The 13,714-nt window shown below is 69.4% G+C and carries 10 protein-coding genes, 1 tRNA gene and 1 rRNA gene; 4 read left to right on the top strand and 8 right to left on the bottom strand.

Going from position 1 to position 13,714, the window contains the following annotated elements:
- Positions 1-2: 2 nt before the first annotated feature.
- Entirely contained in the window at positions 3-776 is a 774-nt protein-coding gene (locus tag EO776_RS00175; RefSeq protein WP_241898019.1) for a DUF1028 domain-containing protein, read from the bottom strand.
- Positions 777-1,230: 454 nt separating this feature from the next.
- Between EO776_RS00175 and EO776_RS00170 the strand changes: the two genes are divergently transcribed.
- The 4 genes from EO776_RS00170 to EO776_RS00155 are packed head-to-tail and all read left to right on the top strand — an operon-like array spanning position 1,231 to position 9,152.
- Positions 1,231-3,306 carry a PrkA family serine protein kinase gene (locus tag EO776_RS00170; RefSeq protein WP_049932872.1) on the top strand — a complete coding sequence of 692 codons (2,076 nt, stop codon included), beginning with the start codon at positions 1,231-1,233 and terminating at the stop codon, positions 3,304-3,306.
- A 1-nt stretch (position 3,307) separates the two neighbouring features.
- Positions 3,308-5,710, top strand: a complete 2,403-nt coding sequence (locus EO776_RS00165; protein WP_094520183.1) for a kinase anchor protein — start codon at positions 3,308-3,310, stop codon at positions 5,708-5,710.
- A complete protein-coding gene (locus EO776_RS00160) occupies positions 5,701-7,086 on the top strand; it encodes a DUF444 family protein (protein WP_094520182.1) in 1,386 nt (461 codons plus the stop codon). The genes EO776_RS00165 and EO776_RS00160 overlap by 10 nt, the downstream gene beginning before the upstream one ends.
- The gene (locus tag EO776_RS00155) at positions 7,083-9,152 is read left to right on the top strand and encodes a SpoVR family protein (RefSeq protein ID WP_086216948.1); all 2,070 of its coding nucleotides are present in this window, start codon (positions 7,083-7,085) and stop codon (positions 9,150-9,152) included. The genes EO776_RS00160 and EO776_RS00155 overlap by 4 nt, the downstream gene beginning before the upstream one ends.
- 43 nt (positions 9,153-9,195) lie before the next feature.
- Here the strand turns inward: EO776_RS00155 and EO776_RS00150 are convergent, their stop codons facing one another.
- The 7 genes from EO776_RS00150 to rrf all read right to left on the bottom strand — a co-directional run bounded on the left by EO776_RS00150 (position 9,196) and on the right by rrf (position 13,583).
- The gene (locus EO776_RS00150) at positions 9,196-9,906 is read right to left on the bottom strand and encodes an alpha/beta hydrolase (RefSeq protein ID WP_094520181.1); all 711 of its coding nucleotides are present in this window, start codon (positions 9,904-9,906) and stop codon (positions 9,196-9,198) included.
- Between the two features lies 1 nt (position 9,907).
- Positions 9,908-10,522, bottom strand: a complete 615-nt coding sequence (locus tag EO776_RS00145; RefSeq protein ID WP_094520180.1) for a VOC family protein — start codon at positions 10,520-10,522, stop codon at positions 9,908-9,910.
- A gap of 96 nt (positions 10,523-10,618) precedes the next feature.
- Positions 10,619-11,995, bottom strand: coding sequence for an HD domain-containing protein (locus EO776_RS00140; RefSeq protein ID WP_094520179.1), 1,377 nt, complete (start codon positions 11,993-11,995; stop codon positions 10,619-10,621).
- A 16-nt stretch (positions 11,996-12,011) separates the two neighbouring features.
- Complete coding sequence (locus tag EO776_RS00135; RefSeq protein ID WP_049932879.1) at positions 12,012-12,218, bottom strand: hypothetical protein; 207 nt, start codon at positions 12,216-12,218, stop codon at positions 12,012-12,014.
- 85 nt (positions 12,219-12,303) lie between these two features.
- Positions 12,304-13,146, bottom strand: coding sequence for a hypothetical protein (locus EO776_RS00130; RefSeq protein ID WP_094520184.1), 843 nt, complete (start codon positions 13,144-13,146; stop codon positions 12,304-12,306).
- A gap of 105 nt (positions 13,147-13,251) precedes the next feature.
- Positions 13,252-13,327: transfer RNA gene (locus EO776_RS00125), tRNA-Cys, on the bottom strand.
- 134 nt (positions 13,328-13,461) lie between these two features.
- Positions 13,462-13,583, bottom strand: a 5S ribosomal RNA gene (gene rrf / locus EO776_RS00120).
- Positions 13,584-13,714: the final 131 nt, after the last annotated feature.

Here is a 13,714-nt window from a genome sequence, read left to right as displayed (position 1 = left end):
CTCTACTCGTCGTCTGTTTCCGTCTCGTCGTCCGTTGCCTCGTCGGGCCCCCTACCGTCGTCCGTTGCCTCGTCGGCTTCTCTCTCGTCGTCGGTCTCCTCGTCCGCGTACTTCTCCAAGACGGTCTCGTAGCCGCGCTTGGCCGTCTCGTACGTCTCGCGGAGGTCCGCCACCGGCGTCTCGCTCGCGTCGACCCGGAGGTCGTTGTAGTACGGGTCGTCGGTCTCCTCCTCCGTGTTACACACGAGCAGCGCGGCGGACTGGACTTCGAGGTCCTCGCGCTTGTCGCCCCCCGCGGCGTGGCCCGCGGCGAGGGCGTCGATCAGCCGCTCGGCGAGGGGCGCGTCGCCGTGGGCGTCGGACTCGTAGGCGGCCGCGGTGTCCTCGACCACGTCCTCGCCCGTCAGGAGGTTGCCCGCGACGGTGTAGTTCTCTCCCTCCCGGTGGCCGTACCAGCCGTTACACTCGTCGCCGGAGAACGCGAACGTCCCGTCGGCATCGACGCCGTGGAGCTGGCGCTGAGCGCTCCCCTCGTCGGCGTTCAACAGCGCCTCCAGCGCGTCGTCGACCGCGAGCCCGTCGCCGAGGTACTCGATCCCCTTCCGTCCCAGTTCGACGTTGACGAGCGACTGGGTCGCCACCGCGCCGTCGGCCGAGGCGAAGGGACACAGCGTGCCGACGCCCGGCAGGCGGGTGGTCACCGCCACGCCGAACCGGGTCTGGTCGTCGCCGTCCTCGTCGGTGTACCGCTCGCGAACGCAGATGCTGAACGTCACAGGCGTACTGGGACGGCGCCCCGCAAAAGGGTGGGTGCCGGGGTCGATGGTTCCGGTTCTCAGCGACGGGCGCGCGGACAGCGCGCGTCTCGAACGGGGCCCAACCGGCGCGCGCGAGGGATTCGAGAGAGCCGACGCTCGCCGCCGCCGTAGATCCCACGGGTCGCTGATAAAACCGGTCGAGGGACCGTCGGCGAACCGGTCGGATCCGGTGAGGGCGCAGGCGCCGGTCGCTGAGTGATGCGTGTCAACGGGCGACACACTTATCCGTGGCAATCCCTCTCACATATATAGCCTCGGATACGGGCGAGGCGACCACCGACACCGACGCGCGCCCCGACGACGCGCCGCTCGCGGCTCGACGAGCTGTTGACATGCGCACGAAGAGCGGCCGCTCCGGCCGTCGCGTCGGCCGTCGGCGACCCCGCCGCGCCCCCCGAGCGAACGTGATACGATGGCAGACCGACAAACGCTTGAACGGCTCAGCGAGGAGTACCGGACGGAGGTTCCCGACGACCTCAGAGCGGCGCGCTCGTTCGACTGGTACCTCGACGCGCTGTACGACGACCCCCGGATCGCGCGGAACGCGCACCAGCGCGTCGCGGACATGTTCGACCACTACGGGACGCACTACGACGAGGAGCGCGGCGTCGCCGAGTACGCGCTCGCCGCCGAGGACCCGCTCCACGACGGCGAGAACGTCTTCTACGGCCGCGAGGTCCACGAGGCGATCCACGAGTTCGTCAACAAGGTGAAGTCCGGGGCCCGCGGACTGGGTCCCGAAAAGCGGATCAAGCTCCTGTTGGGGCCGGTCGGCTCTGGGAAGTCGCACTTCGACTGGCTCGTGCGCCGCTACTTCGAGGCGTACACCCGGGAGGACGCGGGGCGGATGTACACCTTCCGGTGGGTCGACCTCTGTTCGGTGATCGACGATCAGGACCCGGACGACGACACGGTCCGCTCCCCGATGAGTCAGGACCCCCTCGTCCTCCTCCCGAAGCCGCAGCGGCAGGCGGTGATCGACGACCTGAACGAGCGGCTCGACGCGCCCTACACGCTTCGGAACGACCAACACCCGGACCCGGCCTCGGAGTTCTACCTGAACGAACTGCTCGCGCACTACGACGACGACCTCCAGCGCGTCCTCGACGAGCACGTCGAGGTCGTCCGGCTCGTCGCAGACGAGAACCGCCGGGAGTGTATCGAGACGTTCGAGCCGAAGGACAAGAAGAACCAGGACGAGACGGAGCTCACCGGCGACGTCAACTACGCCAAACTCGCCGTCTACGGCGAGTCCGACCCGCGGGCGTTCGACTACGCCGGCGCGTTCTGTAACGCGAACCGCGGCCTGTTCTCCGGCGAGGAACTGCTCAAGCTCCAGCGGGAGTTCCTCTACGACTTCCTCCACGCCTCGCAGGAGTCGACGATCAAGCCGAAGAACAACCCGCGGATCGACATCGACCAAGTGATCGTCGGCCGGACGAACATGCCGGAGTACCGCGAGAAGACCGGCGACGAGAAGATGGAGGCGTTCAACGACCGGACCAAGCGGATCGACTACCCGTACGTGTTGGAGTACGAGAGCGAGGCGGAGATCTACCGGAAGATGCTCGCAAACGCCGACGTGCCCAACGTCCACGTCGAGCCGCACGCGCTGGAGATGGCCGGCCTCTTCGGCGTGCTCACCCGGTTGGAGGAGCCGACCGACGAGACGGTGAGCCTGTTGGAGAAGGCGAAGGCGTACAACGGCGAGCTCGAAGACGAGGAGATCGACCGGCGGAAGCTCCGGGAGGACGCCGCCGAGTCCGCCGACGTCGGCGAGGGGATGGACGGGATCTCCGCGCGGTTCGTCGGCGACGAGATCGCCGAGGCGATCATGGACGCGACCCACCGCGACCGCAGCCACCTCTCCCCGTTGTCCGTCTTCGATCACTTCGAGGCGAACCTCGGCGGCCACGGCTCGATCGCGGCCGACGACCTCGGCCGCTACGAGCGGCTCTTGGAGACCGTCCGCGAGGAGTACCGCGAGCGCGCGATCGAGGACGTGCGCCACGCGCTGGCGTACGACGTGGACGAGCTCCGGCGGCAGGGCGAGAAGTACATGGACCACGTGATGGCGTACATCGACGACGACACCGTCGACGACGAGCTGACCGGCCGCGAGACCGAGCCGGACGAGACGTTCCTGCGCGCGGTCGAGGAACAGCTCGACGTGCCCTCGGACCGCAAGGACGACTTCAGACAGGAGGTGTCGAACTGGATCTCGCGGCGCGCCCGCGAGGGGCGCGGCTTCGACCCGCAGGAGAACGACCGCCTCCGGCGCGCCCTCGAACGGAAGCTGTGGGAGGACAAGAAGCACAACATCAACTTCTCGGCGCTGGTGTCCGCGACCGACCTCGACGACGAGGACCGGAGCGCCTGGGTTTCGGCCTTGGTCGACCGCGGGTATTCTGAGGACGGCGCCGCAGAGGTGTTAGAGTACGCGGGCGCGGCGGTCGCGCGCTCGGAGATAGCGGACGGCGGGGACTGAGATGAGCGAACGCACTCGAACGGACGGCGAGGGGTTCGTCGCCGCGGCCGACGACGCCCTTCGGGGGGCGTACGACCCGCCGATGAGCCTCGAGTCCTACGTCGACCGCGTGTTGGAGAACCCGACCGCGGCCGCCTCCGGGGCGGGGTACGTCCTCGCGGCCGTCGAGTCGTACGGCACTCGTGAGGTCCGCGAGCGGGGCGAGACGCTCGACCGGTACCGGTTCTTCGACGACCCGGCGAACGACGGCGAACACGCCGTGTTGGGCAACACCCGCGCGCTCAACGCGTTCGTCGACGACCTCCGCGCGGCCGCGACGGGGCGCGGGAACGACGAGACGATCGTCTGGATCGACGGCCCGACCGCGACGGGGAAGTCGGAGTTCAAGCGCTGCCTGATAAACGGGCTCCGCGCGTTCTCGAAGACGGACGCCGGGCGCCGGTACACCGTCGAGTGGAACGTCACCGGCGCGGGCGTCGGGAGCGGGGGCGGGGCGGGCGCCGCGTCGCTCTCGTACGGCGACGGCGGCGACGCCGGGGAGTGGTACCGCAGCCCGGTCCAGACGCACCCGCTGTCGGTGTTCCCCGAGTCGGTCCGCGAGTCGGTCGCCGACGCGGCCGACGACGACGCGTATCCGATCGCCGCCGACGTGGGGCTCGACCCGTTCAGCCGCGAGGCGTACGACCACCTGGAGTCGACCTACCGCGAGCGGGGGCGCCGCGACCTCTTCTCGGCGATCACCGACCGCGACCACCTCCGCGTGACGAGCTACGTCGTCGACGTCGGGCGGGGGGTCGGCGTCCTCCACGCCGAGGACGACGGGACCCCCAAAGAGCGGCTCGTCGGCTCGTGGATGGGCGGCATGTTGCGCGAGCTCGACTCGCGCGGCCGGAAGAACCCGCAGGCGTTCAGCTACGACGGCGTCCTCTCGCAGGGGAACGGGGTCGCCACCGTCGTCGAGGACGCCAGCCAGCACGCCGACCTGCTCCGGCGGCTGCTCAACGTCCCCGACGAGCGGCGCGTGAAGCTCGACAAGGGGATCGGGATGGACTTAGACACCCAGCTGATCGTCATCTCGAACCCCGACCTCGACGCCGAGTTGGACCGGCACGCCGAGCGCGGCGACGCCGACCCGCTGAAGGCGCTGAAGCGCCGGCTCTCGAAACACGAGTTCCGGTACCTCACGAACCGCCGCTTGGAGGCGCGGCTGCTCCGGCGGGAGATCGCCGGGGCGACGGCAGTCGAGGACGGTAGCGTCGGCGCGAGCGGCGCGGCCGCCCCGGACGCCGGTGACGGCAGGGACCGCGACCCCGGAGCGGCGCCGCTGTCGGTCGCGGTGCGGGAGTCGGACGGGACGGTCGCCGAGCGCGAGATCGCGCCCCACGCGATCGGGGCCGCGGCGCTGTACGCGGTCGTCACGCGGCTCGACGCGGACGACCTGCCCGGCGACCTCAACCTGATCGAGACCGCCGAGCTGTACGAGACCGGCGAGGTCCGCCGCGGGGACGACGCGGTCACCGTTGCCGACGTGGACCTCGCCGAGGGGGACGGCCGAAACGGGATCCCCGTGACGTACGCGCGCGACGCGGTCGCGGACCTGCTCTCGTCGACCGCCGACCGGAGCCACCCGGAGCTTCCCGTCGAGCGAGTGATCACGCCGACGGACGTGCTCGACGCGCTCGCCGACGGGCTCGTCGACGCCCCCGTCTTCTCGCGGGCCGAGGCGGCGGAGTTCGACGGGCGGCGCGAGCCGGTCGCGACGCAGATCCGCGAGCGGCAGCGGGAGGACGTGATCGACGCGATTCTCGCCGCGGAGACCGTCTCGGCGGAGACCGTCGCCGAGTACGTCGAACACGTGTACGCGTGGGACGACGACGACCCGACGGAGCGCGGACGCGCGGACGAGGCGCCGGACCCGCTCGCGATGAAGGTGTTCGAGACGGAGACGCTCGGGCGGTTCGACGAGAGCGACTACCGCGGGACCGACCCGGGCCGGGCCGTCGAGAGCTTCCGGCGCGAGCGCGTGATCCGGGGACTCACGCGGTACGCGTGGCGGAACCGTGGCGACGCGTTCAGCGTCGACGACGTGGAGCTCGCCGAGGTGCCGGAGCTGAAGGCCGTTATCGACGCGAACGACCTCGCCGACGTGAAGCGGCGGTTCCCCGACCTCGATCCGGCGGCGTGGGCCGACCCGCCGGCCGACACCGAGACGGAACGGGTGAAGGCGGAGACGATCGACCGCCTGTGCGACCGCGGCTACACGCCGGCGTCCGCGGAACTGACGAGCCGGGCGGTGATGGAGCAGGTCCGCAAGGAGTGGCCCGATATCGACGGTGAGCGGGCCGGCGACGCGGGTCCGAGCGACGGTGCCGGTCCCGACGGAGGTGGTGACCCGTGGGACTGACCGAGGACCGCGAGCGGTTCCGCGAGGTCGGCGAGACGCGCCGGGCGGACCTCGCAGAATTCATCAGCCACGGCGACCTCGGCGGGTCCGGCGCGGACCGGATCCGGATCCCGATCAAGCTTGTCGACCTCCCCGCGTTCGAGTACGACCAGCGCTCCGCCGGCGGCGTGGGACAGGGCGGCGACGGCCAGCCGCAGCCCGGCCAGCCGGTCGACCCCGAGCCCGGCGACGGCGACGAGGCGGGCGACCCCGGCGAGGAGGGCGGCGACCACGAGTACTACGAGATGGACCCGGAGGAGTTCGCCCGCGAGCTCGACGAGGCGCTCGGGCTCGACCTCGAACCGAAGGGGAAGCAAGTGATCGAGGAGGTGGAGGGTGACTTCACCGACACCGCCCGCGCCGGCCCGCGGGGGACCCTCGACGTCGACGAGTTCTTCAAGCGGGGGTTAAAACGACACCTCGCCACCGACTTCGACGGGGCGTACGTCCGGGAGGGCCTGTTCGTCGACGGCGCCGACGTGGACGACGTCTTCGCGTGGGCGCGCGGTGAGGGCGTCCCGGTCTCGCGGGCGTGGATCGCCGACGCCGCCGCGACCGTCGCGGACGAGCGGGGTGAACCGGTCGCCGCGCTTGACCGCTGGGAGAGCTTCGAGGCGCTCGACGACGGGGTGGACCACGAGCCCGTCACACACCGGATCCGGCGCGAGGGGCTCGACAGCGTTCCGTTCCGCAGCGAGGACGAGCGGTTCCGTCACCCGGAGGTGATCGAGAAGCGCGAGCGCAACGTCGTGGTGATCAACGTCCGCGACGCCTCCGGCTCGATGCGCGAGACGAAACGCGAGCTCGTCGAGCGCGTGTTCACGCCGATGGACTGGTACTTGACCGGGAAGTACGACGCCGCCGAGTTCCGGTACGTCGTCCACGACGCGGAGGCGTGGGAGGTCGACCGCGAGGAGTTCTTCGGGATCCAGTCGGGCGGCGGAACCCGGATTTCGAGCGCCTACGAGCTCGTCGAGGAACTGCTGGAGGAGTACCCGTACAGCGAGTGGAACCGGTACGTGTTCGCCGCGGGCGACTCCGAGAACGCCGGTAGCGACACCACGAACAACGTGATCCCGCTGATGGAGTCGATCGACGCCAACCTCCACGCGTACGTCGAGACCCAGCCCGGCGACGGCGCGGCGAACGCCCGCCACGCCGACGAGGTCGAGTCCGCGTTCGGCGACGACGACGACGTGGCCGTCGCGCGCGTCTCGGAACCAGACGATATCACGGACGCCATCTACGAGATCCTCAGCACGGAGTCTGACGGCGGCGGGAGCGCTCCCGCCGGAACGACCGCGGCGCGGCGGACCGACGGAGGTGAACGCAGATGAGAGACGACCGGATCGAGGCGAAGCGCGAGGCCGACGCCCTCGACGAGCCGGCCGAGGAGGCCCGCGAGCTGGCCGAGCGGCTCGGGTTGGAGCCGTACCCGGTGCGGTACTGGGTGGTCGACCACGACCAGATGAACGAGCTGATCGCCTACGGCGGCTTCCAGCGCCGGTACCCGCACTGGCGGTGGGGGATGAACTACGAGCGGCAGCGCAAGAAGGACCGCCACGGGCTCGGGAAGGCGTTCGAGATCGTCAACAACGACGACCCGGCCCACGCGTTCCTCCAGGAGTCGAACGCGGCGGCCGACCAGAAAGCGGTGATCACCCACGTCGAGGCGCACGCGGACTTCTTCGCGAACAACGAGTGGTTCGGGCTGTACGCCGACCGCGGCGAGGGCGGCCCGAACGCCGCGGCGCGGTTGGAACGCAACGCCGACCGGATCGCGGCGATCGCGAAGCGGGCCGACGTCGACCGCGACGAAGTCGAACGCCTGATCGACGCCGTGAGCGCGCTGGAGGACACGATCGACCAGCACAGCCCGGTCGACGCCGCGCGGTCCGTCGAGGAGCCGGGGATCGCGGACGACGTGAGCGGCGACGGCGACGACGCGCTCGACGCGATAGAGGCCCGGATCGACGACCTCGACCTCTCCGAGGAGGTGCGCCGGGACGTGTTCGACGACGAGTGGCTCGAAGCGCGCGGGGAGGGCGTCGAGCCGGAGGAGCCCCGCCCGGACGTGCTCGCGTTCCTGCGCGACCACGGGAAGCGGTACGACCCGGATAGCGGGAAGGCGGTCGACCGCGAGCCGTGGGAGACGACCGTCGTCGACGCGATCCGCGAGGAGGCGTACTACTTCGCCGGGCAGAAGCAGACGAAGGTGATGAACGAGGGGTGGGCGACGTACTGGGAGTCGCTGATGATGGGCGGCGAGGGGTTCGCCGGCGAGGACGAGTTCCTCACGTACGCCGACCACATGTCCCGGGTGCTCGGCTCGCCCGGCCTCAACCCGTATAAGCTCGGCTTCGAGCTGTGGACGCACGTGGAGCTGCGCGCCGCGCGCCGAGAGGTGATCGACAAGCTGCTCCGGGTCGACGGGGTGACGCCGGAGAACTTCCACTCGCGGATCGACCTCGACGAGGTCGCGACCCTGCTCGAACCCCACCCGGCGGTCGCGGGCGCCGGCCCGGCGACGCTGGACGAACTCGCCGACCTCGCCGCTGACGGCGATCCGCGCGTCGACGCCGAGGCGGTCGACCGGGCGCTGTCCGCTCGGCGCGAAGACGGCGACGGCGCGTCGGCCGACGGCGAGGAGATTGACGTGGAGCGGTACCCGTGGAAGCTCCTCACGCGCGAGGGGCTCGCGGAGCGCCACTACGTTCTCTCGCGGCCGGAACACCGGGGCGCGCTCCGGAACGTCTCTCGGGAGACGCTCGAAGAGCAGGCGCGGTACCTGTTCGACGTGGACCGGTACGCGACGGTCGCCGAGGCGATCGCCGACGTCGACCGCGCGGCCGGCTGGGAGCGGATGTTCGAGGTCCGCGAGAGCCACAACGACGTGACGTTCATCGACGCGTTCCTCACCGACGAGTTCGTGCGCGAGGGGAACTACTTCACCTACGAGTACAGCCGAGCCGCCGAGGAACACCGCGTCGCCAGCGTCGACGCCGACGACGTTCGGAAGAAGCTGCTTCTCCGGTTCACCAACTTCGGGAAGCCGACGATCGTCGTGTTGGACGGGAACTTCCGCAACCGGGGGGAGCTACTCATCGGCCACCGGTACAACGGCGTCGCGCTCGACGAGGAGCGCGCCAAAGCGACGCTGAAGCGCGTGTTCGAGCTGTGGGGTCGCCCGGTGAACCTGGCGACGATCCGCGTCGAGTACGACGACGGGGCCGTCCGGCGCGCCAAGCGACGCGGCGAGGAGCCGGAGGGAACCGAGGTCGGCGTGCGCTTCCAGTACGACGGCGGCGAGGTGACGGAACACGACCTCGACGAGTCGATCCGGGAACGGATCACCGCGGACGAGGTCGACTACGACACGAAGCCGGACGACTGGCTAGCGTGATCCGGGCGGGCGACCCCCTCGGCCGGCGCCGGCAGGCCGACGCTCAGGCGAGGTCGCCGACCAGTTCCGCCACCGCCGCGACCTCCTCCTCGTTGATCCCGTGGCCCATGCCCTCGTAGATCCGTTCGTCCACGTCGGCCCCGAGCGCCTCCAACACCGCGGTCGTCTCGTGGACCCGCTCCTCGGGGATGTGCGGGTCGACATCGCTACAGCCGACGAACGCAGGGGTGCTGGCGAGGGGGCCTGTCGCGTCGTCGCCCGCTCCGCTCCCGCGGTCGCCGGTCGCGAGGTAGTCGTCGACCTCGACCGCCTCGCCGATCAGCCCGCCGCTGAACACTGCGAGTCCGCCGTAGCGGCCGGGATCGCGGGCGACGAACTCGCTCGCGAGACAGGCGCCCTGCGAGAAGCCGGCGACGAGGACGCGGTCGCGATCGATCTCGGCGTCTGTCGCGCGGTCGACGGCCGCGTCGACGGCCCGAAGGCCCGAGGTCCGCCCCGGCTCGTTGTCCGCGACCGGCGCGAGGAACGAGTTCGGATACCAGGTGTTCCCGGCGGCCGCCGGCGCGAGGATCGCCACGTCGCGGTCGCCGGCGAGCCGTTCGCCCAAGTTGACGACGCTGCGGGCGGTCGCGCCGCGACCGTGGACGAGTACGAGCGCCGCGCCCGCGTCGTCGAGCGGCGTTCCGGCCATGACCAGCGGCTCGTCGCCGTGCGGGTCGTCGCCCGCGTGCGGGCCCTGAGCGCCGTCCGCCATCTCAGACCCCCACGCCGGCGTCGGCGTCGGGCAGGTCGTGTTTGTTTACCGGCAGGCCGAGCTCCTCCAGCGCGCCCTCCATGTGGCGGTCCTGCGCGAAGTCGGCGTCGTCCTCCTCGCGGAGCCGCTGCGCGGTCGCGAGCACCTCGCCCTTGCGGTCGTCGGGTATCTCGTATTTATCGGCGGACAGCTCGATGACGAGCCCGTTGTTGTCTTGGGTGTAAATCGAGTGGAAGATGCCGCGGTCGAAGACGTTGTACCCCTTCCCTGCCTCTTCGAGCGCCGCCATGATATCCTCGTACTCGTCGGGCTCGACGGTGAAACACAGGTGGTGAACGGCGCCCGTGTTGACGCGCTGGCCGCGCGCGGACGCCCGCTCGTCGCTCACGAACACCGTGAGGATCCGCCCGTCGCCGGTGTCGAAGAAGAGGTGCGTCTGCGAGGGGTCGTCGAGGTTCGGCTGTCGCAACACGAGCGGCATCCCGAGCAGGTCGCGGTAGAACGCGAGCGTGTCCTCCTCGTTGCTGCCCCAGACCGTGACGTGGTCGGTACCGCTGGTGTGGAACGGTGCGTCCGGGAGCTTCGACGTGACCAGAGCCGCGCTCTCGTCGCTCATACCGATCGGAAGGCGACCGAGTCGTATAAACCCGAAAGGGACGGGACCGTGACCGGCTGACACCGGTGTTATCGGTCAGAATTGCGTCCGATGCCGTCAGCCGCCGTACTCCGCGCGAAACCGATCGACGAGCCACCGAGTGGCGCGTTTTCGGTCCCCGTCGGGCACGTAGACGAACGGGATCGGGGTGTCGAAGGCGCGCTCGCCGTACAGCCCCCAGTCGCCGGCCGACCGCGTCGTCCCGCCGTACGCGATCGGAATGTCGGCCAGCTCGGAGGGCTCGTACTCGGGGACGTACGAGCGTTCAATCCACACGTCGTGAGGTGGGACGTCCAGTTCCGCCGCGAGTTCGCGTTCGAGGCGCTCGTCGCCCGAGACGAGCCACTCGCCGAACGCCTCGCGGTCGACCTCGATCCGGTCGGCGTAGGCGATCCGATGTTTCCAGCAGGTCGTCGGGAACTGCCGCGTCCGATACCGGTCGTACAGCGTCGCGAACGTGGTGTCCGGGCGGTCGCGCGCGAGCCGGCGCAGTCGCTCCGCGACGGTGTTGTCGTCGATCTCGCCGTCGAGGATCCCGTCTATCGTCACCGGCGGATCGCCGGTCAGCTCGGCCGCTCGCTCGGTGAGATCGCGGAGCAGCGCGTTCGCGTACACCGACTTGTGGTGCTGGGTCACCCACATGTACAGCGCGATCCGGCCCTCCAAGTAGTTCCCGAGCGTCGAGAGCGCCTTCTCGGAGAGCGCGAGCCCCTCGTCGGGGTGCGCCGTGTAGGCGTCGACCATGCGATCGGTATCGAAGTTCAACACGTTCGCGCCCGTCATCCAGTTGTCTCGGGAGATGTAGTCGAGGCGGTCGACGTCGACCGGCGAGTGAAGCAGCTGGGCTCCGAGGCCGTGCTGCCACGGTCCGCCCCGCTCGTACACCAGACTGTACCCCAAGACGTACGCGCACACCTCCTCCGGGTCGACCGACAGGGATCGGAGCGCGTTACCGAAGCGGTCGAGTATCAGGAGACAGCTCATGAGTTCGTGCGGACTCGCCCCGAGAAGTGGCGTGTCATCGAGCCCCGCCTCGCGAAGCGACGCGACGAAGCCCCGCTCCGCGAGCCGGTCTCGGAGTGCCGTCGCGTCGAGATGCCGCTCGCAGACGTGCGAGAACGGCGGATGGCCGACATCGTGGAGCAGACACGCACACTCCAGCGTCGACTGAATCTCGTCGAGCGTGTCCGAGGACGTGTTCCGGGTGAAATACGGCTCCTCACGGAGGTTTTCGAAGACGCGGCGGCCGAGGTGGTAGACGCCGAGGCTGTGTTCGAACCGCGTGTGGTTGGCGGCCGGATAGACGAGGTGGGTCGCCGAGAGCTGCTTGACGTACCGCAGCCGCTGAAACGCCGACGTGTCGATCACGCGATCGACGACCGCGTCGTCGAGTTCGATGTACCCGTGAACGGGGTCTTTGATCTGTGTCGTCATGTGTACAGCGACGCCGTCATCGCCTCCAGACCGCCGGTGCGACGCCGAGCGTCCGGACGGCGAACGGGTAGGCGAAAGCGATAGCGAGCACGAGCACCAACGACGCGACGACACCGAGCCCGCCGGTGATCCGGTCGGCGACCGCCAGCGCAGCGAACATGGCGACGAACATCACCGCCCAGTGGGGGGCCAGCTGTCGCACCTTCTCTCCTGTCGAACTCATGCCCGCCGTAGCGGTGCCGTCCGGTAGTGGCTGTCGGTCGAAACGCAGCATCGAAGCGAAACGAACGCCCCGACTCGGCCGGCTGTCAGTACCGCGACGGGATGAACGCCAGCCCAGCGAGCATGATGGAGGACAGCACCGAGAGGACGAGCACGCGCGAGAGGCCGCTGTTGTACTGGTTGAACTGGTCTATCTCGGAGACCTGCGCCTCGTACGCCTCGATGTCCGACGACATCCGAAGCGTCGAGGCGTCGGGGAAGTGCGCAACGTAGTCCGTGCCGCCGATCGTTACCACCGAGTGCTGGGAGAACTCCACGGTCTCCGTCTCGGTCGTCTCCCACACGAGTACGGCACCGTCAGCGGTCACACCGTCGACCGTAACCGTCTGTCCGTCGTACTCGAGGGTCTCGCCCACCTCGTACGAGCGCTGCTCGGGCGCCGGGAAGTACTCGTCGACGGGCACCAGCGTCCGTTCGCCGGAGTCGTCCGTCACGGCGACGTACTCGCCGTCGTCGAGTGTGACCGTCTCGTTCTCGGCCGCGTCGTCGGCGCCGAGGATCGCCTGCCGGTCGAGCACCTCGACGAGCGTGAACTCGGTCGCGTTCTCCCCCGTGACCTCGACGCGCCACTCGCGGTCACCGACCGTAACCGTCGAACCGTTCGCCCACGTCTCGGAGGTCTCCGCGGTGAACTCCCGCTCGAGCGTTCCGGTGATGACGGTCGTCGCCGCACCACCGTGCCCGCCTCCGCCCTCTTCTGTCTCGGAGATGTCGGCCACAACGTACGACTCACCACCGACTTCGACCGAGTCACCCTGCGAGGCGTCGACCCCCGGATTCTCGAGCGTGATCTCTGGACTATCGGCCGTCGCGGTCAGCGCGCCCGCCACGCCCGCAACGGCGAGGAACAGCGCGACAAACACGGCCACAGCGCGTCGTTGCATAGTTGACGCATGGGTCACCCGGTGTTTAACGGTTACTAAGCGGGTCAGTTCGCGGGACCGACCTCGCGGCGTACCGAGACCGAATCAAGAAGCCAAGGGCCGGATTTGAACCGGCGTTGGGCGGCTCTGCAGGCCGCTGCGTCTGACCAGACTCTGCCACCTTGGCGCTGTCCGAACGTACCGCTGTGGAGCGTTTAAGCCTAGCGGTCGCGCGTCAACGCCCTCGCCGCTCGCTATACGTCAAAAAAGCCCACGGACATACGTCCGTGGGCTGGGTGGGAGTATTCTCCCGGATGAATGGGCAGGCGGCGACCCGCGGTTCCCAGAGGATCGCTCACTCCAGTACTTCACGGTACGCTGGTGGGCTTAACTTCCGTGTTCGGAATGGGTACGGGTGTGTCCCCACCGCTCTGGCCGCCTTTATGCCGACTCTCGGAGTCGAACCGAGACTCTCTATAGAGACTCCTGTGTCGGTCGTGGTTCGGTACCAACCGTGTATACGTGCGATCCAGATACCGCCTGAACTCATGCGAGTCGTGGCGCGTCAGCGCCA

This window comes from Halorubrum ezzemoulense (assembly GCF_004126515.1).
GTDB lineage: Archaea > Halobacteriota > Halobacteria > Halobacteriales > Haloferacaceae > Halorubrum > Halorubrum ezzemoulense.
This window is presented reverse-complemented; position numbering and strand designations above follow the sequence as displayed.

What these genes read in the sequence shown, in the direction of transcription:
- EO776_RS00170 (WP_049932872.1), top strand. Translation starts at nt 1,231, where the DNA reads ATGGCAGACCGACAAACGCTTGAACGGCTCAGCGAGGAGTACCGGACG.
- EO776_RS00165 (WP_094520183.1), top strand. Translation starts at nt 3,308, where the DNA reads ATGAGCGAACGCACTCGAACGGACGGCGAGGGGTTCGTCGCCGCGGCC.
- EO776_RS00155 (WP_086216948.1), top strand. Translation starts at nt 7,083, where the DNA reads ATGAGAGACGACCGGATCGAGGCGAAGCGCGAGGCCGACGCCCTCGAC.
- EO776_RS00150 (WP_094520181.1), bottom strand. Translation starts at nt 9,906, where the DNA reads ATGGCGGACGGCGCTCAGGGCCCGCACGCGGGCGACGACCCGCACGGC.
- EO776_RS00145 (WP_094520180.1), bottom strand. Translation starts at nt 10,522, where the DNA reads ATGAGCGACGAGAGCGCGGCTCTGGTCACGTCGAAGCTCCCGGACGCA.
- EO776_RS00140 (WP_094520179.1), bottom strand. Translation starts at nt 11,995, where the DNA reads ATGACGACACAGATCAAAGACCCCGTTCACGGGTACATCGAACTCGAC.
- EO776_RS00135 (WP_049932879.1), bottom strand. Translation starts at nt 12,218, where the DNA reads ATGAGTTCGACAGGAGAGAAGGTGCGACAGCTGGCCCCCCACTGGGCG.